Raw genomic sequence first — 20,696 nt, forward strand, 5'->3', positions numbered from 1 at the left:
TTATAATGAACTCTACTTCTATCCATCCCTTTAATGAACCATTAATCGTGTGCTCGCCTCTCGCCTACTTCCCCTGTATTCACCGCTTTTTGAAGTGATAGTCTCATTATCCATAAATAGCGGGATTAAAAAAATAAAAATTCATATGCTTGTTTTTTTGTTACAATAAAGGAAAGTTACTTTTCGCAGCGGTTTAACTCTCAGGAAAAATGATATATCTAGCAAAAACGTAGTTTGGTCGATATAATGCAACTTCTACCTATAAAAAGAACATGCACCCTTTACATACAACATCATTTTTCTAAATTATACAGGGGGAACGAACATGACCATTGAAAATCAATTTATCCAAAAGGTTTACTATAAAACATTTTTAACAGAAGAAACTTCTACTCCAGTATCGGAAGTACTCGGTGAAGCATATATAAATGAATCTACAAACGAATTCTCCAACATTTCTAATATCCGCTTTGCTCAAGGTGAATTTTATTACCAAAATAAAGACTTCGAAGCCGCAATATTTAAATGGGAGAAAGTAAATAACGAACTTGCACTTTGGGCAACCAAAAATATTGCAGATTCTTATTTTGAACTAGGATTCTTGCCAAAAGCAGAAGAAATATATCAATCTATCCAAACGGAAGATACAACTCTTACAATGGAAGTTTCCTTACAACTTCTTTCTCTTTACATCGAACAAGATCGTTTAGGTCTAGCATTTAAGACGATTAGCGAGGCTGTTGCATTTCAACCTGACTATCCAAATATTACTGCAATCGCTCGCTCATTCTATGAAAAACAAGAAGATTGGAATAACGCCATCGAACTTGCCGTTCAAGAAGGAATTCGAACACAATCATTACACTGGTTCGATACTTTAATCAATTATGTGAATCAAGGATTTACGAAACAAATCAAACCAGAATATTTCTATGAATCTTTAAAAGCTTTATATGCAATTGATCAAGTCCAATTTAAAGAACTTGTTATTGCTCTTTGGAACAGCTATCAAAATGAGAACTTGCATCTACCTTGGATTCAAACAATAAATCATTTATTCTTACATATCGAAACAGACAACAATGACGATTGGCATGAAATTATTGAACGCTACCAAGATACGTACTTTGAATTAATTACTGGTGAACATTTCATGCATGAAATGCAGGGACTTGTACCAGATTTATTAACAAATTGGTTTAGTTTAACGAAAGCAAAAGATGCCCTATTTGTCTCTGCTGCAGTGTTAGCATGGAATGAAGTTTCACCTACAACTTTAGAGTCATTACTCGTAAAAAGTGCAGGAGCCCTACTCTCTAATTCAACAGCTGAAACAAATGTAGATATGGAAACCGTTTCTCATTTATTCGAAACAATTGCTGTATGGGCTGAAAAAAATGATGTGGATTTAAGTCATCAATTTACGTTACTCGTTCATGAACTGTGTGATTTAAATGTTACACAATTACTAATAGCGGGAACTAGTGACCATGATAAATCATCATTCATCAATTCAATATTAGGAGAGAACATCTTAACTGAGACTGTAACAACTCCTATTCTATTTAAAGATGATAGCCAAACTGAAATAACAGAATTCACTGCGTTAGATGTACACAATATACCGAACTTTGATGAATTCCATCAAATAATGGCTACACCTTCCGATTCCGAGTCAGAACTTGAGAAGAAGTGTATAGAAATTAAGTTACCAAGTAGATTTTTGAGAAAGAATAAATTTGCATTCCTTGTTACGCCATCTGTTCAAGGGCAAGTTGATAAAAACAGCTCACATTTTGAATACTTACAAGCAGCAGATAGCCTTATTTACGTATTAAATTCTGCTTCACCATTGCATGGTGAAGAGCTTGATACATTACTTTATTTACGTGAACAAGTGCCAAACTTACAAATTCATTTCGTATTACACACAAATAGTGCGGCCAATAATGAAAAACTAATGAGTAAGATTAAAGTCCACTTCCCGAATGCAAAGTTCTTCCCATACTCTCCGTCACAAGAGAGTAGCCAGCAACTTGGAGACGTGACAGAGTCTATTCTTTCTAATCTAGCAGAACGCGACATAGAACAAGAACGTGTAAAAAAACTAATATGGTTTACGCAAAAAACAATCGCATACCTTATAAATGAACGTGTGGAATTAGAAAATACATTAGTGAAATCAGTACGCTGGAATAAACATATCTCAGTAAAACTAAACGGATTTATTAACAATCTTACTGCTCTTGAAAAAGATAAAATTCGTTCTATTACAGAATCTTATCTTTTAACGAAAGAAGAAATCACACGAGATATCCATTCTCAAATTCCTGAATTATTACAGAGCTGTTCTGACCTTGTTCAAGAAGATAGTGATTTCAAATTAGTTCATGAAGAATTAAATGCTGCAATGAACGAACGCATTCAAAAACATGTACAGCAAGTGCTTCTTCCTAAATTTACTGGATTTATTCAAGAGTGGATTGAAACAGCGCATAATGAATTTATTCAAGCTCAATCTTATTTAGATGAAATGAGTGAAACGTTTAATAAATTATATAAAGAAGAACGTATGAAACTTCCTTGCGATTTTAAATTACTAGATGACTGGCACCGGGATGTTGTACGTATGACAAACCGAATTACAGTATCGAACATCAATATTTTATTACGCTTTACACCAACACAATTTTTCTTAAAGAGTGCGGGAAAACTATTTGGTAACATGCAAAAAAATCAATCTATGCTCGCAAACAAATATAAACAATACATTGAAACGGAAGATTATACGGAAATTGCTCAAACAATCTCAAAACAATTCTTCCTTCAATTTGAAGTATTTGAAGGCGCATTAGAACGAGATATCATGATGTTCTTTAAAGATCCACTTAGCATACTGAAACAAAATGTAGAATCCGCTCAACTTGAAATACAGGAAGACGAGCAAACATTAGCAACGTTAAGAAGCAACCCAGAAACTTATCACGATCCGTTAGCATTCTTTAAACTGCAACTATTGCAGCACAAATTCGTTTTAAGTACGAACAAAAACAATGAAGATGTCTATGAATTTAATGAGTCTCCTACGATTTAACATAAAGTGAAACTTTAATCAGTGGGGGGGCTTCATCCGCCACTGATTATTAGTTGAACCAATCGGACTTTTATGGGCAGTTGATCCCCCACCTAACTTCCTTGCTTTCGCTGAATTTTGAGGTGGGGGTCTTACTGCCCATTAAAGCGGGATAAAAAACCAAGCAAATGAAATTTGCTTGGTTTTTTACTTTAATTCATTATTTTCATATGTTCAAATGGGTAATAAATTGCCGCTAATTCTCCTAATACATCCGCTTTATCAATAAGTCCTAAACCATTTCTACTATCTCTGCTTATTAAGCGATTATCTCCCATAACAAAAATCTTATTTTTAGGAATTGTAATCGGTCCAAAGTCCTCTGTTAAATTCATAAGTTTTTTTTCAGCTTGTTTTTTATTACTATACAAATACGCTTCTTGTATCACTTCATGATTCACATATAATTGATCATTTCTCACCTCAATGACATCACCAGGCAAACCAATAACCCTTTTCACATAAAAATTATCTGTCTTCACAACAATAATATCTTCTCGCCCATAACTTTCAAATTGCTTTGCCAACTTATTAACAATCACCTTATCCCCATCTTGTAACGTTGGCTTCATGGACGCTCCTTTTACAGTCGTAGGAAAAAACAAAAAGATTTTTGCCAAAAGCACCAACAAACATGCAATTGCAATTGTTCCAAAGAATTCACGCCAACGTTTTTTCTTTTGCATCATTCCACCATCTCATCATCTTTTTACTTTTATTATAAGGACTTCAACCACTTAATTTCCACAAAATTCTGAATTGTAAAATCATAATATTGTAAACTTGGAATAACTACCATAAACTTCTTATTTTACATAATTTATATTTATCTCACTATTTGTCGGCAGTAAAACTCCATCTCAAAAATCGGCTGAAGTAAAATAGTAAAAAAGATACGCTCAAAATAGTCTATCTACTATTTTGAGCGTATCTTTTTATATTCCCACATATACAATACACATTTGAGCCGCTACATATGTAAACCAAATCCAAAGTGGTTCATACTTTAATTTGCGCCCTCCAATATCTGTCACGCCTATAATAAAATCAGAAATCACAAATAGTAAACCGCCAAAAGCCGGTATCCACCATATTCCTGTATTTTCATAGTATAAGGCGAATGCAAAGCAAGCCATTCCTCCAACCCACAGTCCGTAAATTAGAGCTCCTATCGTAAACAATTTATCTTGTTTCTCATTTCGGATAAAGAAGAACCATCCTATAATGAGAAAGAGTCCGTATACGAGTAAACCAATCCAAAAACCATTCCATGAGATGCCTGTTTGCAAAAATGCTTTTACATAAAAACAATGTGCAAGCGCGAAAGTAATCATCCCTCCAATTAACCTGTGACCAATTGGAATCAAACCTGCCATAAATAAATCTCCTACAGTTGATAACGTCATACCTAGTGCAACCCACGTACTATACTCTACTGATGGATCTTGTAACCATATCCAAATTGCACTTGCTGTTAAAGAAAAACTAAGAATAAGACGTACCGCTAAAGGTAGCGGCATATTATTTCTTGTCTTTTTTGTCTGTCCTATTGCGTACATTGCACCAATTAAAAAAAGAATGATTTGTCCAATTAACACCATGTAAAGTAAATTCATAACATGTTCTCCTCAATAAATGCTTTTTGTATCTTTTTTCGTTATACCTAGTCTATTATCCTTTTTCTATATAAAAAAAGAAGAACAGTACTGTTCTTCCATTGTAATCGTTTTCTTGTTATTTATGCTACTTGTTTTTCTTGCTCTATTTTCTGCTTAGCTGGCGTACGATTCACCACGATAATTCCCGCGGCTACACATGCTAAACCGAATAATACAAATGAATGAATTGCTTCTCCTAAAATCATGCTCGATAATAACACACCAAATACGGGTATAAAGAACATGTACATTGATACTTTTCCAACTTTGTTGTACTTCATAATTGTATTCCAAATACAAAAGCCTGCTGCTGATAAGAAAGATAAGTAGATAAGCATAAGTATTGCATGTACACTAAATGTAAATGGCATGACTCCAACTTGCAACGCCCCTATACATAATAGCCCGATAGAACCAAAAATCATTTGGTATGCTGTCATATAGCCAACATCTAATGTTTTGCTACCTTCTTTCGCCAATATGTTTCCATATGAATACAACATTGCTGCACTAAGAAGCAATAAGCTACCGATTCCGAAATGGAATGACAAACTACCATCACTCGGTACATTTACTAAAATAACACCACAAAAGCCGATAGAGACCCCAATTATTTTTCTCATATTGAGAGCGTCATCTTTATATAAAAAGTGAGCGAGTAAAATTTGAAAGAATGATGATGTTCCTGAAATGATAGCTCCTTCAATGCCAGAACTATAACTCATTCCAATATAAAAACATATATATTGAAGAAATGTTTGAAATAAACCAATTTGTACTAACTGCTTCCCCGTTCCTTTTTTGAAGCTCATATCTTTTCCTAACACTTTAAAGAATAATAAGAGCATGACTCCAGATAAAAAGAAACGATAACCAGCAAATAATATTTGCTCCCCAACTTCTTGTGGCTGAATTCCAAGTTCAGCATAACTTAATTTAATAAAAGGGAATGCGCTCCCCCATAAAAAAGTCGCTACTATTGCAGCAATCAGTACGCCAATCGGATGGGTAAAAAATTTCTCTGTCTTCACTTGTTGTCTTCCTTTCCGATCTTTTTATGAACAATATTCATATATACCAAAGGAAGTGTGAAAACACAAGTTTTCAGTTTATACGCAAACAAAAACATATCATCTAACGAAAACATATGCTATACTATAGAATAATTACAACATAATAACTATTAAAATCAGATTCAACAGAAATGCTGCTATCCATTATGGATGGCAGCTTTCGTCGTTTTATAGGGGTTTCGATTTTGATTCTTTTTCTCAATAAGAATTTGGAAGGAGCGAGTAGTAATGAACTCAGAAGTAAAAACATTACAAGTACAAAAGTCTATTTCTCATCCCTCTTTATGGGATACATTAAAGAAACATTATGAACTTATCTTTGCAATCGCATCTGGTATTTTCATTTTAGCTGGTTGGTTATTCACAAAGAACGATGCAATGAATGTAGGCATTACTTGCTATATCCTTGCTTATATAGTTGGTGGATATGCAAAAGCGAAAGAAGGTATTGAAGATACAATTGAAGAGAAAGAGCTAAATGTCGAAATGCTCATGCTCTTTGCTGCTATCGGTGCTGCTATCATTGGCTACTGGGCAGAAGGCGCGATTTTAATCTTTATCTTTGCACTGAGCGGTGCGATGGAATCTTATACATTAAGTAAAAGTCAAAAAGAAATTTCAGCGCTTCTTGATTTACAACCTGAAGAAGCATTACGTATTTCAAATGGAACCGAGGAACGTGTTCCTGTAGGACGATTACAAATTAACGACATTATTTTAATTAAACCAGGTGAGCGTGTTCCTGCTGACGGCACAATTCATAACGGTGAAACAAATATCGATGAAGCTGCTATTACAGGAGAACCTATTCCGAATGAAAAAAAATTCGGTGATGAAGTATTTGCCGGTACTGTAAATTTACGTGGTGCTATCGAAGTGAAAATTACGAAGCCGAGCGATCAAACATTATTCCAAAAGATTATCCGTCTTGTCCAAAGTGCACAAAGTGAAAAATCACCATCACAACTATTCATCGAAAAGTTTGAAGGGACATACGTAAAAGGTGTACTACTCGTTGTTGCACTTATGATGTTCGTTCCTCATTTCTTACTGGACTGGAGCTGGAATGAAACATTTTATCGCGCTATGATCTTACTTGTAGTCGCATCTCCTTGTGCACTCGTTGCTGCCATTACACCAGCAACGTTATCTGCAATTTCTAACGGAGCAAGAAATGGAATTCTCTTTAAAGGTGGCATACATTTAGAACGCCTCGCTTCAGTAAAAGCAATCGCTTTTGATAAAACAGGAACATTAACACAAGGAAAACCTACCGTAACAGATGTATATGTTCGAGAAAATATGACAGAAAAAGAAGTACTTTCTATTACAGCAGCAATTGAAAGTCACTCTACACATCCTTTAGCTGAATCTATTGTTAAATATGCACAACATACGTATAACATTGCAATAAAAAAACCAGAAAATGTTGAAGATGTAACTGGTTTCGGGCTAAAAGGTATATTCGAAAACAAAGCTTATAAAATAGGTAAAGCTGATTTTATCGGTGAAGAAACAAAGACATTTCATAGTGGTATTTCTGCCTCACTTGAAAAAGAAGGTAAAACTGTCGTTTATATTAGTGATGAAGAAGGTATTCTTGGACTTATCGCTTTAAAAGATACACTTCGCCAAGAAACAATAGCTGCTATTCGCGAATTACAAAGCATTGGTGTCGAAGCAATTATGATTACTGGTGATAATGAAGAAACGGCAAAAGCAATTGCCTCTGAAAGTAATATAAAGGAATATTACGCATCATGTTTACCAGAAACAAAAGTTGAAACGATTAAGAAGCTAAAAGAAAAATATGGGACAGTAGCAATGGTCGGCGATGGTATTAATGATGCCCCTGCACTCGCTACCGCGAGCATTGGTGTAGCAATGGGTGAAGGAACGGACGTAGCTTTAGAAACTGCAGACGTTGTACTTATGAAAAACGAATTATCTCGACTTTCCCAAGCAATCCGCTTGTCAAAACGTATGAACCGTATTGTAAAGCAAAACGTAATCTTTTCACTAGTTGTAATTGCAATGCTGATTTGTTCAAACTTCTTGCAATTTTTAGCCCTTCCATTCGGTGTTATTGGGCATGAAGGAAGTACGATTCTTGTCATTTTGAATGGCTTACGATTATTAAAAGGAAACAAATAAAGTGAAACTTTAATCAGTGGGGGTTTTTCTTCATCCCCCACTGATTATTAGTTGAACCAATCGGACTTTTATGGGCAGTTGATCCCCCACCTAACTTCTTTGCTTTCGCTGAATTTTGAGGTGGGGGGCTTACTGCCCATTAAAGCGGGATAAAAACGGGTCCCTCATAGAGGACCCGTTTTTTTAATGGTAGCTATTATGCCCGTTCGCACTACTACTCGTTTTATGCTTTGGATGCGAACTGCTCTTTTGTTTATTGTTATTTTTGTTGTTGTGGTTCTTTTTATTATTACTCATGAAATATCCCCCCTGTTCCCTTTTATTATGGAACAAGAGCTCACTTTTCATTACGGGAATTATTGTCACCCGTTCTATAATGATGGAGTAAACCATTAATTTCACCGCCAAGTAAAATTACCCATCCAGTTAAGTAAAACCATAACATTAAAATAATAATACCACCGAGACCACCGTATGTATTGGCGTAATTCGCAAATTTATCTACATAATAAGCAAATGAGTACGATACCACAATCCATCCTACAGTAGCAAATGTTGCTCCTGAAATGACTTCTCTTCTTTTTAACTTTCGATCTGGTGCAAATGTATATAAAAAACTAAACAATGCGAATAAAACAAAGAAACTCGCTACTAACCGCGTAATACTCCACACGTAAGAAAAACTATCCGATAAACCAATTGCTTTAAATACCGCTGCCCCAATCACTTGTCCAAACACTGGAACAATTAGCGCAAACACAATCATAAAAATGATTGCTAACGTAAACACAATTGATAAAGCTCTCGTTTTAATAAAAGAACGTGTTTCTGTTACATCATACGCGCGGTTAAAAGCATTCATAACCGCATTTACCCCGTTTGAAGCAAACCATAACATCGATAATAAACCAAATGATAATAAACCACCATTTTGCTCATTTACAACTTTATCAACGTTTACTTCGATTAAGGCCATTGCATCTTCGGGTACGTACGGTTCTAATAAATTGAGCACACTTTCTGTTTGAAGGTCAATGAATCCAAGAAGCGTAATTAAGAAAACAAGCCCAGGAAAAATCGCAAGCAAGAAGAAATAAGCGAGCTGTGCTGCCAAGCCCGCTACATCATCGCGCATCGTTCGGTCATACAAGTCTTTACCAAACGAATAAGTACGATGTCTCCTCACCTTTTCTAAAATTTTTCTCATATATGTTTAAACGCTTTTCTTCTCTTCTTTATCTTGCTTTAACTCAATGTACGCTTCAGTTTTTTTTTCCTCTGCACTTGAGTCTTTCATAAATAATTCACGCGCTTCCTTCATACCGCCATCTTCAGCAACTACTGGCTCTTCCTCTGCTTTCAGCTCATCTACCTTTGTAGATACAGCTTGAATTTCAATCGTTTCTGGCTTCTCTGCTGGCTCAACCTTTTTCTTACTAAAAATTTCTTTCGTTTCTTTTAACGTCTCTACAACAGACGGCGTCAATTTTTTAATTTCTGCTACTTTCGCTTTTACTACATTGAAGTCAGCGAGTTCGCGCCCTTTATCTGTAACAGTTTGCACTTTTTCTTTGATTTTTGCATTTTCGCCGATTTCAATCATCTTTGTTTTTGCTTTTTCCGCAGTATTTTTTACTTTTTCACGGTTTTCCTTCTTCAACATAGATACAGCTACACCTGCAGCTACACCAATCGCAATGTTTCGAGCAATATTATTTTTCTTTGCCATATTCCTTCACCCTTTCATTTCTTATGTTAGAAAGTATTTCTTTCTAAGCTTCCTCATATTCCTTGTTCATTTCGAATGAAAGCTAATAGCTTTGCACACCCTTCTGTTACAAGGTCATATACTTCTTGGAAATTCCCTGTATAGTAAGGGTCGGGAACGTCTGTCCAGCCACCGTCTGGAACAAAATCGGACAGTCTACCAATATAGCCTCCAGTTTTACCTAAACTTTTTAAATCTGCTATATTCTTGTTGTCCATGGCAATAATATAATCAAACTTTGTTAAGTCTTCTTTTTCTACTTGCCTTGCTTTAATTCCTTCAAAAGTGACTGCATTTTCTTTTAAAATTTTTTGTGTTCCTTTATGTGGCGGATGGCCAACATGCCAATCTCCAGTTCCTGCAGAATCAATGACAATTTTCTCTTCGAGTCCCTCTTTTACGACAAGATCTCGAAAAATTGCTTCTGCCATCGGAGAACGGCAAATGTTCCCAAGACAAACAAACAATACTTGAACCATATTTTTGTTTCTTCCCTTCTTGGTGCATTTCTTAATATATACTTATAGTATAAACAACCAATTATTAAATATAAAGGAAATCCCTACTAATTTAATAGGATTGAAAAGATTCATTAACGAAAATGATAAAAAATGTTAAGATAGCCTTATGTTATTTTAAAGGGGGACACTTCGGTGGATTTATCCGTAAAGTCAGAAGAAAACGTTGAATATATGGTCGAAGCTATTAAAGAAAAATTACGTATGGTTAATGCTGGAGCGATGAGAGCTGCTAGCTTTAATGAAGAAATGTACGAAGACTTACGTGACATTTATGATCATGTTATGAAACGTGAAACATTCAGCATTAGTGAAATGCAAGCTATTACAGAAGAATTAGGTACATTAATTAAAAAGTAAGAAGCCTCACTTATGAGGCTCTTTTTTATTTCCAACAAATTCATGACAACTCTTCTCTTTCCCTCAACAAACTGTAAAATATTGTACAATGGAAGTAGAACCTCACCTTAGATTTTTTCTCGATACATACTACTCACAAATAATAGCAACACTACCATTGCTAACTGTTTTTACTGGAGGTGCTTACTTATGAGCAATTGGTACAGTAAGACGAAAGATCAAACGTTAATTGATCTAGAAACAAACGAACAACACGGTTTAACAGATGAAATCGTAAATGAACGTTTAAAGCAATACGGCTCTAATGAATTAGCTACAAAACAAAAACGCACGTTATGGCAGCGGATTTTCGCCCAAATTAATGATGTCCTCGTATATGTCCTTATTATTGCTGCTCTTATTTCAGCCTTTGTAGGTGAATGGGCTGATGCAAGTATTATCGCGCTCGTTGTGGTTTTAAACGCTGTTATTGGTGTCGTCCAAGAATCAAAAGCAGAACAAGCTTTAGAGGCATTGAAAAAGATGGCGACACCTAAAGCAATCGTCAAGCGAAATGGTGAACTAAAAGAAATTCCATCTGAGCACGTCGTTCCCGGTGATATCGTTATGCTCGACGCTGGCCGATATATCCCATGTGATTTACGACTTATCGAAACCGCAAATTTAAAAGTTGAAGAATCTGCTCTAACTGGTGAATCCGTCCCTGTTGATAAAGATGCAATCTCCCACCCTTCCATGCAAAGTGATGAGCAAGTACCATTAGGCGATCAAAAAAACATGGCCTTTATGTCTACTCTTGTAACATATGGCCGAGGCGTCGGTGTTGCTGTTGAAACTGGCATGAACTCACAAATTGGTAAGATTGCTACCCTTTTACATGAAGCAGACGATGATATGACACCACTTCAAAAAAGCTTGGCACAAGTCGGAAAGTATTTAGGCTTTGTCGCTGTAGCTATTTGTATCGTTATGTTTCTCATCGGCTTTTTACAAGGCCGGGATACGTTAGAAATGTTTATGACTGCTATTAGTTTAGCCGTTGCAGCTATTCCAGAAGGGTTGCCAGCTATCGTTTCCATCGTTCTTGCAATTGGTGTACAGCGCATGATTAAACAAAATGTTATCATTCGGAAACTACCAGCTGTTGAAGCTCTTGGTTCTGTCACAATTATTTGCTCAGATAAAACAGGTACGTTAACACAAAATAAAATGACCGTTACTCACTTTTATAGCGATAACACATACAATCACTTAGAAAATTTAAATGTAAATAACGATGCGCAACGCCTATTGTTAGAAAATATGGTGCTATGTAACGATGCGTCTTACGGTTCTGACTCACAAACAGGGGACCCTACAGAAATCGCTCTTCTCGTTGCGGGAAGCACTTTTAACATGCAAAAAGATCATTTAGAAAAGATACATGAGCGTGTTAACGAGATGCCTTTCGATTCCGATCGTAAAATGATGTCAACCGTGCATACATACGATGAAAGCTACTATAGCATGACGAAAGGTGCTATCGATAAGCTTTTACCTAGATGTACCCACATATTTAAAAACGGTAAAATCGAGGGTCTAACAGAGGCTGATAAAACTCAAATATTAGAAGTTGCCGGGTCAATGTCTCAAGAGGCTTTAAGAGTACTTTCATTCGCATTTAAACAATACAATTCAAGCGATGTGGATATAGGTCATCTCGAAGAAAACCTCATCTTTATTGGTCTTGTCGGTATGATTGATCCACCGCGAACTGAAGTAAAAGATTCAATTACAGAATGTAAAAAGGCCGGTATTCGCACAGTTATGATTACTGGTGACCATAAAGATACCGCCTTCGCCATTGCCAAAGAACTTGGCATTGCTGAAGACATATCTGAAATTATGATTGGAACTGAATTAGATAACATTTCAGATACAGAACTAGCAAGCAAAATTGATCACTTACATGTATTCGCTAGGGTCTCTCCAGAACATAAAGTAAAGATCGTAAAAGCATTACGTGCAAAAGGCAATATCGTTTCTATGACTGGTGATGGCGTCAATGATGCACCGTCTTTAAAGCAAGCAGATGTTGGCGTAGCGATGGGCATTACGGGAACAGACGTTGCAAAAGGAGCATCGGATGTCGTTTTAACGGATGATAACTTCTCATCTATCGTGAAGGCTGTTGAGGAAGGTAGAAATATTTATCGGAACATAAAAAAATCAATTCTCTTCCTACTCTCTTGTAACTTCGGAGAAATTATTGCTTTATTTTTAGCCATTTTACTCGGCTGGGCAACACCACTACGACCTATTCACATTTTGTGGGTTAATTTAATTACAGATACACTGCCTGCATTATCACTTGGGGTTGATCCTGAAGATCCAGACGTGATGAAGGAAAAACCACGACATGCGAAAGAAAGCTTATTTAGTGGTAGCGTTCCTTTTCTTATTTTCAATGGAGCTGTCATTGGACTTTTAACGCTGGCAGCCTTTATCGCCGGAGCAAAATTCTATACCGGTGATACAAATTTATTCCCTCTTTTCCCAGAGAAAATTGATGAAGATGCTCTATTACATGCTCAAACGATGGCATTTGTCGTTCTTAGTTTTTCTCAGCTCGTTCATTCATTTAACTTGCGTTCGAGAACGAAATCCATTTTTTCAATTGGGATCTTTACAAATAAATATTTAGTTTTCTCCCTTCTTATCGGTGTTCTTATGCAAGTTTGTATCATCTCCATCCCACCTCTTGCAAATATATTCGGTGTGCATGCATTAACGATGCGAGATTGGGGATTTGTTCTCTTATTAAGTATCATTCCACTTGTTGTGAATGAGATCATTAAATTAGTGAAGAGAAACTAAAAGGCAATGAGGACTGCTCCTCATTGCCTTTTCATTTATTTCACTATTTTTGGGAGATGTCCCCGCTGATTAAAGTTTCAATTTATCCTTGTAATTCTTTTTTAATGTTCTCAGTTAACGTAGCCATTCGTTTGCGGCTTTCTTCACGCTCACGTTTATTTTGTTCTTCAATTTGTTGTGTTTCTTGCATACCTCTTGAAATAATGTTCCAAGTTTCCTCAAGTGTTTCCATCTTAATACTAGAAGAACCAGATAATCTCGCTACTTCCACACTTTGCGTTGCGATATTTTGTGCATTCTTCTTAAGTAATTCATTTGTACGGCGATCCAGTTCAGCCATAGAATCTGCCACTAGCTTTTGACGCTTCGCATTTACCGCTTGAATGATACCATTTTTAAAGATAGGAATCGTTGTAATAAATGCTGTATTGATTTTACCGATTAATTTATTGTTACCACGTTGAATCATACGAATTTGTGGTGCTGTAAGTAACGCAACCATACGTGCTTTTTCTAAATCATCAATACGCTGCTCTAAAATTTCAACAGAGTTTTTCAGTGATTCTAATTCAATACCTGCTAATTGGTCATTGTTACGTACACGCTCTTCATACATCGGAACTAACTCTGTATTTAAACGATCTAATAACATTTCCCCTGCTACTACGTATTTTTCTAAGTCTAAATAATATTTTAAGTTTTGCTCATATAAACCGTCTAACGTACCAATTGATTTTTTCATTTCATCTTGATACTTCGTAATTTCCACATACACTTTATCAATTTCGCGGCCCATCGTTTGATACTTGCTAAAAATTTGTTCAATCATTTTATCCGCTTTTTTGAACATACGTGAGAAGAAACCACTTTTCTCTTCCGCAAAGTCTTTGCTATCGAATCTGTCCATAATTTTACCAAGCTGTTTTAATAATTCTCCAGAGTCTTCTATTTTTGATAAAGACATTGTATGTAAAATTTGATCAGCAAAACGTGAAATTTCCATAGAAGGTTCTTTTCCAAGTTCAATTAATTCTAACTGATCCTTAATATCTACCGCATTATAAATACGTTGCACATCTGCATCTTGTCTAAGTTGCAAGCGAACATCTTGTGCTGTTTGCTCATTTAATTCTGTTTTCGAATCTAGTACGACTGGGTTATTCATATGGTATTCTCCCTTTCCTTATAAAAATGGACGAAATAGTCCTTTTATTGTTTGTGATAAATTTTTATAGGCTGATGAACCATGAAACTCAAGATCGAAATTAACTTCTTCAAGCCAATGTGAATCAAATGCTGCTGCATCAATATACGGTTCAATATCATTTCGTCCCGTTGGATTGAAGTGGAATACATCTACTCCTATTTGATTTAAAAATAGTAATAAAACAGCATCAGAACGAGTTAATTCTCCGCTCTTCTCATTATTAAATATAACAATTTTCGGTACATCTTGTGAATAATCAAATTTCTCAAGCTGTTCTAAAATGTTCGGTGGTATTTGAGAAAGTTGTGCGAAAACATATAGCGCTACATCTTGTTTCGTCTCTTTTGCAATTGGTTTACACATTTCACTTTCGCACGCATGAATGATCGCCTCTGCAATACCATGTTGTAATCCTTCTGGCAATCGTTTATGCGGCCACCAATGACTGTTCATAATTAAATCTGGATGTAATTTCCCCCCGCGGTCTAAAGCATCTCGGTAATGATATTGGAAATTTGCTTTTTGTTCTTTCGTAAACGGGAATGTATTAATTAATAAACTGTTATCAAATGATGTAACAGCCTTTAATCGCTGAAAATACTCTTTATCATTTTTTGAAACACCTGATATTTTCGCAAATAAAGAAGGGATATATATGTGTTTATTCTCAACAAAGAATGTCGGGCGTACAAATGCCTTTTCTTTCGTAATTAAAAAGAGTTCATCATACGTTGTTTTGAGCGTACGAGCTACAGGCGTATATGAACGGAATTGCCACGGCTTGTACAGCAGTGAATTATCGTGGTGAAGTACTTGCTCAATTTCTTTTGAAGCTTGATACGCTACTGTTGCAACACGTTCGCGGCGGCGATCTGGAAATGGCTCAAGAGAAATACGACCTGGATGAGACACAACAAAACTTTTTCCCTCTTCATCAACATTCTCAAATCCATCTTTTCCTTCTGGATGATAATAAAGTACATCGCAGCCGAGCATAATAAGGAAGTATAAGAAATATATACGGCTCTCCGTCGCATCACCGTACCAAACGATACGTGGCATTTGTTTCTTATAATTAACCGTAGAAAACCACTTCGCTACGTAATTTTCACTTAATTTAATTATATCAATTAAGAAACGACGGAATCCTTCTGTTTTTAACGATTGGTTATGTTGTTTCTCGTATAATTTCAATACAGAAATAAACGACGTATGTATATAATGCTGTAAGTCAGGATTGTCTACTTTCGGTAAAAGTTGTTTCCCAGATAAGTGTGCCACTAACCTATTTACTGTCAGACCATTTGGTGCTTCTTGATGTAATCCGAACACTTCTTGAATATGACGAAGCTTTTCCGAATCAATCACTTTGTTTAAATTTTTTTCGTGTAAAACTTCGATTCCTTTCGCTTCACTATAATCAAATAACTCATTAAAATATTCATCTACATCATTAGGAACACCAAGGATTCTACATGCTATATAACTAAATTTCATCTCATTCTCTGTCAGTTCATACTGTGGGCGTTTTTCTAAAAGTGTTTCAAATTGCTTTAAATCTGATTCATCTTTTAATCCATATGGTTGAAGTGTAAAACGTGAAAACACAACAGTTCACCTCCAAAAACATTTACGTTTTTTCTAAGTCTTTCTTCTATTATAAACTATTTTTGGTTATAAAAAATGGGCGCTCGTAAAACGAGCAAACCCATTTCAATTATTTATGATTATTTTTAGTCGCTGCAACTTCTTCTTTAGCTTGTCCAGAATTCTTCATGTAGTGAAGTATAAATGTTGCTCCAAATGCTACAACTAAAATAATAAAGAACACTGCATGACTTATTTCAATATGAATAACAGACAGTAACATTTTTGCTGCAATAATTAAGATTAAAATATATGCTGTCGTTTCCAGTTCTGGAATACGCTCTAACAATTTTAAGAATACACCAGCGATACCGCGCATCATTAAAATACCAAGCATTCCACCTAATAATAGAATCCAAACTTCATTTGATACACCAAATGCAGCAAGTACGCTATCTACAGAGAACGCGATATCCATTAATTCAACCATCGCAACTGTTCCCCAGAAGACACCAAACATTCTGAAGAGAATACTATTTTGGTTCATACCATGAGCTTCCTCTTCTTCTGCATTACCTTTTCTTTTATCAATGAAGTATTTAACTGAAAGCCAAGCTAAGTAAAGTGCACCTAACACTTTTACCCATGCTAATTTAATTAAGAACATTCCAATTCCAATCGCAATAAATCGGAATACATAAGCTCCAATAAGTCCATAGAATAATGCCTTTTTACGTTTTTCTTCCGGAAGGTGTTTTACCATTACTGCTAATACAAGTGCATTATCAGCAGATAACAAACCTTCAAGTACAACAAGTGTACCTATTAATCCCCAAGATACTGGATCTTGCAACACTCTAATCCACATGTCCAAGTCGAAAAACTGAGCATACGTATCAAGGATTCCTTGCAAAATACTCATCTTACCTTTATCCCCTATTCTTTGCTAGATTTATAGAAAGGTCAAAAAAAGGAAACGAATATCGTTTCCTTTCTATGCATCCAAGCCATACGCTCTTACAAGCGCACCTAAGCCACCTTGGAAACCGCTTCCTACTGCATTAAACTTCCACTGTCCATTATGACGGTATAATTCACAAAAGACAACTGCTGTTTCGATGGAGAAATCTTCCCCTAAATCAAAACGAAGAACTTCTTCATTCGTTTCTTCATTCGCTAAACGAACGAACGCGTTTCCAACTTGTCCAAAGTTTTGATTACGGCCTTCTCCATCATAAATTGTAACTGTAATAGCAATTCTGTTCACATCTGCCGGAACTTTCTTTAAGTCCACAACAAGTTGCTCATCATCGCCTTCACCTTCACCTGTACGGTTATCCCCTGTATGCAAAACAGATCCACAAGGAGACTGTAAATTATTATAGAAAATAAAATCAGTTTCCTTCGTACATTTCCCGTTCGCATCTAATAGGAATGCTGATGCATCTAAATCGAAATCTGATCCACCGTCATAAGATTTAATATCCCATCCAAGACCAATTACCGCTTTTGTTAAACCTGGGCTTGTCTTACCTAAATCAATCTTCTGTCCTTTTTGCAATTGAATAACCATTTATATTCACCTCTATATTTTAATCTTAAAAAATATATCCACCAGTAAACATCTGTTTCACCGATGGATATACGAAGCTATTACTCTACATCTAAACCGAAATTGTTACATAGAGAAGCTAATCCACCTTGGAATCCACTTCCGATTGCATTGAACTTCCAGTCACCTGCATGACGGTATAATTCCCCTACTACAACAGCTGTTTCAATAGAGAAATCTTCTCCTAAATCGTAACGAATTAGCTCCGCATTCTTTTCTTCATCTAAAATACGTACGAAAGAGTTAGAAACTTGTCCGAAGTTTTGGCTACGTCCTTCTCCATCGTAAATTGTAATTGTGAAACAAATACGTTCAATATGTGCAGGTACATTTTTCAAATCTACTTTAATCGATTCGTCATCGCCTTCACCTTCACCAGTTCGGTTATCTCCTAAATGCTCGACAGCACCATTCGCACCTTTTGGGTTATTATAGAAAACGAAATCCTCTGCACCTGAAACTTTACCGTTAGCACCTACTAAGAAAATACTAACATCTAAATCGAAATCGTTTTGTCCGTCATAACGATTCGTATCCCAACCAAGTCCTACAAGAACTTTTGAAAGACCTGGATTTGTTTTTGTTAAGTCTACCTTTTGTCCTTTTTTCAATGAAATTGATGCCATATTCAATTCCTCCTCGGTTTATTTTATTGATAACGTGATACAATCTCACTTAAGTTTTTATCTTGTGTGCCTTCTCCAACAGCTGAAAACTTCCATTCACTTCCGTGGCGATACATTTCACCTGCAATTAGAGTCGTTTTGCCAGCATAATTATCCGATAAATTATAGCGTGCTAATTCTTCACCAGTTTGCGGGTTTTGAATTCGAATATATGCATTACGAATCATCCCGAAATCTTGACGACGATTTACACAGTCATAAATATTTACAACGAATACTAAACGATTAATACGGCTCGGAACTTTATGTAATTCTACGAAAATTGTTTCGTCATCACCAGCGCCTTCACCTGTTAAATTATCTCCTGAATGAATAATACTACCACAAGTAGAAAGCTTGTTTCCGAAGTAAACTAAATCGTTTTTGTTTAAAAAGCGATCTCCTTCTAACATAACAACAGATGCATCACAATCTACATTTGGTTTACTTCCAAATAATGAAGACAGAAACCCACCTGATTGCCCAATTGGATCCCAGCCTAAGCCAACCTGTAGTTTTGCTACTTTTGGTTGTCCTTTCGTTAAATCGATCTTTTGACCTTTTTCTAAAATAATAGGCATGCAGTTTCTTCCTTTCTACAAAGCATTTTCCAAGGCGGAAAATATTGTATTCTTCCCTTATATTGTAGCATTATTTACCTAGTGATAAAAAGGATAAATTCTCAGTTATATGAAAACATTCATATAACTTACTTATGATGATGTAAGAAGTGGTAAATAGCACCAATCATTCCTGCGCAATTACCGTTTTGTGCAAGTTCAATCTCACAATTACTATAAATCTCTTTGTTTAAATATTTTTCTATCTCTTCTTTTACTTCTTTTAAGAACTGGTTTCCTCTATCAGTAATCCCTCCACCTATAACAATCATTTCTGGATTGAAAATATAAGCAAGATTACTAATTCCAATGGCTAAATGTTTAAAGAAAACCTCAACCGTTTGCGTAACTTCTCTATCTCCTTTATCGTACAGTTCGAAAATCGTTTTTCCATTCCAATCACTTTCACCTTTATATTTTCGTACAAGACGAATTAACCCTGAAATGGAAGCGACCTCTTCAAACGGCTTTCCTTCTATTAACATATTTCCCCATTCACCAGCACTAAAAGAATGTCCTCTGTATAACTCTCCATCTATAAAAATCGCTCCTCCAATACCAGTTCCAAGAGTAAGCATAATAAAATTTCTTTTTCCGTTTCCAATACCTTTCCACTTCTCACCCAAAGCTGCACAATTCACATCATTTTCAACGGACACAGGAACTTGTAATACCTCTTGCAATCTATCAATAATAGGAATAGTTGCGTAGTTCGGAATATGCTCTACCCCTCCCATTACAACTCCTTTATGAATATTAACAATTCCCGCAGTACTAATGCCAATTCCTGAAATCGTATGTTCATTCATTAATTGTTTGGATAGAAGAATAAGTTTTTGAATGATTTGTTCCCCACCCAAATGAATTTCTGTTAGAACTGTTTTATGCTTTCGTACTGTCCCTGTTTCTGAAACAATCCCATATTTAATTTGTGTACCACCAATATCAAATGCAATATATTCTTTCATCTGCTGTCACTTCCTCTACTGTAATGAGTGTAAAATTCCCACCACTCTACTATTATAAAGAATTTACACTAACTCTTTTCTCTCTTCAAAAATACACCACCTTTTTCTATATATAGTTTTTTTTGCATAAAACTCTTTTTCCTAAGAAATATTACAAAGGGATGTATTTTAGATGGAATATTAATTTCTTAGGAGGAAAACAATGACGAAAATCTTCATTTTAGCATCAACACTCTCTTTATCTTTTTTTAGCGGTTTAAATATCGGTAATGCAGCAACGGAAAACTTCTCTCCAGCAACAAACGCAATTGTACAAAATAACGATCATTTAGCAGAAGGTAACTCAAAAGATAATAATAAACCACCAGGAAACAGCGGTTCTCAGGACGATAGTGGTTCTGGTGGCAATGGTTCCGGTGGCAATGGTTCTGGCGGTAGCGGTTCTGGTGGCAATGGTTCCGGTGGCAATGGCTCTGGTGGCAACGGTTCTGGCGATAGCGGTTCTGGTGGCAATTGT

At 35.8% G+C, this 20,696-nt stretch carries 17 protein-coding genes and 1 pseudogene; 5 read left to right on the forward strand and 13 right to left on the reverse strand.

Annotation, left to right across the window (positions count from 1 at the left end):
- Positions 1-325: 325 nt before the first annotated feature.
- Positions 326-3,094, forward strand: coding sequence for a tetratricopeptide repeat protein (locus tag MR113_RS12685; protein ID WP_242254599.1), 2,769 nt, complete (start codon positions 326-328; stop codon positions 3,092-3,094).
- 191 nt (positions 3,095-3,285) lie between these two features.
- Here MR113_RS12685 and lepB read toward each other — a convergent pair whose 3' ends face one another.
- The 3 genes from lepB to MR113_RS12700 form a co-directional block, all read right to left on the reverse strand.
- Complete coding sequence (gene lepB / locus MR113_RS12690) at positions 3,286-3,822, reverse strand: signal peptidase I (protein ID WP_242254600.1); 537 nt, start codon at positions 3,820-3,822, stop codon at positions 3,286-3,288.
- A 246-nt stretch (positions 3,823-4,068) separates the two neighbouring features.
- The gene (locus tag MR113_RS12695; RefSeq protein WP_242254601.1) at positions 4,069-4,749 is read right to left on the reverse strand and encodes a lysoplasmalogenase; all 681 of its coding nucleotides are present in this window, start codon (positions 4,747-4,749) and stop codon (positions 4,069-4,071) included.
- Positions 4,750-4,871: 122 nt separating this feature from the next.
- A complete protein-coding gene (locus MR113_RS12700; RefSeq protein WP_242254602.1) occupies positions 4,872-5,822 on the reverse strand; it encodes a DMT family transporter in 951 nt (316 codons plus the stop codon).
- A gap of 270 nt (positions 5,823-6,092) precedes the next feature.
- On the opposite strand from MR113_RS12700, the gene MR113_RS12705 reads away from it, so the two are divergent.
- Positions 6,093-8,018, forward strand: coding sequence for a heavy metal translocating P-type ATPase (locus tag MR113_RS12705; RefSeq protein WP_242254603.1), 1,926 nt, complete (start codon positions 6,093-6,095; stop codon positions 8,016-8,018).
- A gap of 337 nt (positions 8,019-8,355) precedes the next feature.
- Here MR113_RS12705 and MR113_RS12710 read toward each other — a convergent pair whose 3' ends face one another.
- Genes MR113_RS12710 through MR113_RS12720 form a run of 3 tightly spaced genes read right to left on the reverse strand, consistent with a single transcriptional unit; the run spans position 8,356 to position 10,265 of the window.
- A complete protein-coding gene (locus tag MR113_RS12710; RefSeq protein WP_242254604.1) occupies positions 8,356-9,225 on the reverse strand; it encodes a YihY/virulence factor BrkB family protein in 870 nt (289 codons plus the stop codon).
- Between the two features lie 6 nt (positions 9,226-9,231).
- Positions 9,232-9,747 carry a DUF4075 domain-containing protein gene (locus tag MR113_RS12715; RefSeq protein ID WP_242254606.1) on the reverse strand — a complete coding sequence of 172 codons (516 nt, stop codon included), beginning with the start codon at positions 9,745-9,747 and terminating at the stop codon, positions 9,232-9,234.
- A gap of 53 nt (positions 9,748-9,800) precedes the next feature.
- Positions 9,801-10,265, reverse strand: coding sequence for a low molecular weight protein-tyrosine-phosphatase (locus tag MR113_RS12720; RefSeq protein WP_000250910.1), 465 nt, complete (start codon positions 10,263-10,265; stop codon positions 9,801-9,803).
- Positions 10,266-10,439: 174 nt separating this feature from the next.
- Between MR113_RS12720 and MR113_RS12725 the strand changes: the two genes are divergently transcribed.
- Together MR113_RS12725 and MR113_RS12730 are read left to right on the forward strand one after the other, a co-directional pair.
- Positions 10,440-10,664 carry a DUF1128 domain-containing protein gene (locus MR113_RS12725; RefSeq protein WP_000366196.1) on the forward strand — a complete coding sequence of 75 codons (225 nt, stop codon included), beginning with the start codon at positions 10,440-10,442 and terminating at the stop codon, positions 10,662-10,664.
- Positions 10,665-10,853: 189 nt separating this feature from the next.
- The gene (locus MR113_RS12730) at positions 10,854-13,520 is read left to right on the forward strand and encodes a cation-translocating P-type ATPase (RefSeq protein WP_242254608.1); all 2,667 of its coding nucleotides are present in this window, start codon (positions 10,854-10,856) and stop codon (positions 13,518-13,520) included.
- An 82-nt stretch (positions 13,521-13,602) separates the two neighbouring features.
- Here MR113_RS12730 and MR113_RS12735 read toward each other — a convergent pair whose 3' ends face one another.
- From MR113_RS12735 to MR113_RS12765, 7 genes are all read right to left on the reverse strand, one after another.
- The gene (locus MR113_RS12735; RefSeq protein WP_001064411.1) at positions 13,603-14,685 is read right to left on the reverse strand and encodes a toxic anion resistance protein; all 1,083 of its coding nucleotides are present in this window, start codon (positions 14,683-14,685) and stop codon (positions 13,603-13,605) included.
- An 18-nt stretch (positions 14,686-14,703) separates the two neighbouring features.
- On the reverse strand, positions 14,704-16,335 hold the full coding sequence (locus MR113_RS12740) for a YceG family protein (RefSeq protein WP_242254611.1): 1,632 nt from the start codon (positions 16,333-16,335) through the stop codon (positions 14,704-14,706).
- A gap of 109 nt (positions 16,336-16,444) precedes the next feature.
- Positions 16,445-17,236, reverse strand: coding sequence for a TerC family protein (locus MR113_RS12745; protein ID WP_242254613.1), 792 nt, complete (start codon positions 17,234-17,236; stop codon positions 16,445-16,447).
- A gap of 72 nt (positions 17,237-17,308) precedes the next feature.
- Positions 17,309-17,887: a TerD family protein gene (locus tag MR113_RS12750; protein ID WP_073518147.1), complete on the reverse strand. Its 579-nt coding sequence runs from the start codon at positions 17,885-17,887 to the stop codon at positions 17,309-17,311.
- 80 nt (positions 17,888-17,967) lie between these two features.
- Entirely contained in the window at positions 17,968-18,552 is a 585-nt protein-coding gene (locus MR113_RS12755) for a TerD family protein (RefSeq protein ID WP_000146729.1), read from the reverse strand.
- 23 nt (positions 18,553-18,575) lie between these two features.
- Complete coding sequence (locus tag MR113_RS12760) at positions 18,576-19,172, reverse strand: TerD family protein (RefSeq protein ID WP_001121586.1); 597 nt, start codon at positions 19,170-19,172, stop codon at positions 18,576-18,578.
- A 128-nt stretch (positions 19,173-19,300) separates the two neighbouring features.
- Complete coding sequence (locus MR113_RS12765; RefSeq protein WP_242254615.1) at positions 19,301-20,179, reverse strand: ROK family protein; 879 nt, start codon at positions 20,177-20,179, stop codon at positions 19,301-19,303.
- 202 nt (positions 20,180-20,381) lie between these two features.
- Here MR113_RS12765 and MR113_RS12770 point away from each other — a divergent pair.
- A pseudogene (locus MR113_RS12770) lies at positions 20,382-20,696 on the forward strand (cell wall anchor protein); the annotation flags it as partial.

The sequence above is a fragment of the Bacillus cereus group sp. BfR-BA-01379 genome, from assembly GCF_022663605.1.
GTDB classification, from domain to species: domain Bacteria; phylum Bacillota; class Bacilli; order Bacillales; family Bacillaceae_G; genus Bacillus_A; species Bacillus_A mobilis.

Excerpts from the sequence above, each read along its gene's own strand:
- MR113_RS12685 (WP_242254599.1), top strand. The coding sequence starts at position 326 with ATGACCATTGAAAATCAATTTATCCAAAAGGTTTACTATAAAACATTT.
- lepB (WP_242254600.1), bottom strand. The coding sequence starts at position 3,822 with ATGATGCAAAAGAAAAAACGTTGGCGTGAATTCTTTGGAACAATTGCA.
- MR113_RS12695 (WP_242254601.1), bottom strand. The coding sequence starts at position 4,749 with ATGAATTTACTTTACATGGTGTTAATTGGACAAATCATTCTTTTTTTA.
- MR113_RS12705 (WP_242254603.1), top strand. The coding sequence starts at position 6,093 with ATGAACTCAGAAGTAAAAACATTACAAGTACAAAAGTCTATTTCTCAT.
- MR113_RS12710 (WP_242254604.1), bottom strand. The coding sequence starts at position 9,225 with ATGAGAAAAATTTTAGAAAAGGTGAGGAGACATCGTACTTATTCGTTT.
- MR113_RS12715 (WP_242254606.1), bottom strand. The coding sequence starts at position 9,747 with ATGGCAAAGAAAAATAATATTGCTCGAAACATTGCGATTGGTGTAGCT.
- MR113_RS12720 (WP_000250910.1), bottom strand. The coding sequence starts at position 10,265 with ATGGTTCAAGTATTGTTTGTTTGTCTTGGGAACATTTGCCGTTCTCCG.
- MR113_RS12730 (WP_242254608.1), top strand. The coding sequence starts at position 10,854 with ATGAGCAATTGGTACAGTAAGACGAAAGATCAAACGTTAATTGATCTA.
- MR113_RS12735 (WP_001064411.1), bottom strand. The coding sequence starts at position 14,685 with ATGAATAACCCAGTCGTACTAGATTCGAAAACAGAATTAAATGAGCAA.
- MR113_RS12745 (WP_242254613.1), bottom strand. The coding sequence starts at position 17,236 with ATGAGTATTTTGCAAGGAATCCTTGATACGTATGCTCAGTTTTTCGAC.
- MR113_RS12750 (WP_073518147.1), bottom strand. The coding sequence starts at position 17,887 with ATGGTTATTCAATTGCAAAAAGGACAGAAGATTGATTTAGGTAAGACA.
- MR113_RS12755 (WP_000146729.1), bottom strand. The coding sequence starts at position 18,552 with ATGGCATCAATTTCATTGAAAAAAGGACAAAAGGTAGACTTAACAAAA.
- MR113_RS12760 (WP_001121586.1), bottom strand. The coding sequence starts at position 19,172 with ATGCCTATTATTTTAGAAAAAGGTCAAAAGATCGATTTAACGAAAGGA.
- MR113_RS12765 (WP_242254615.1), bottom strand. The coding sequence starts at position 20,179 with ATGAAAGAATATATTGCATTTGATATTGGTGGTACACAAATTAAATAT.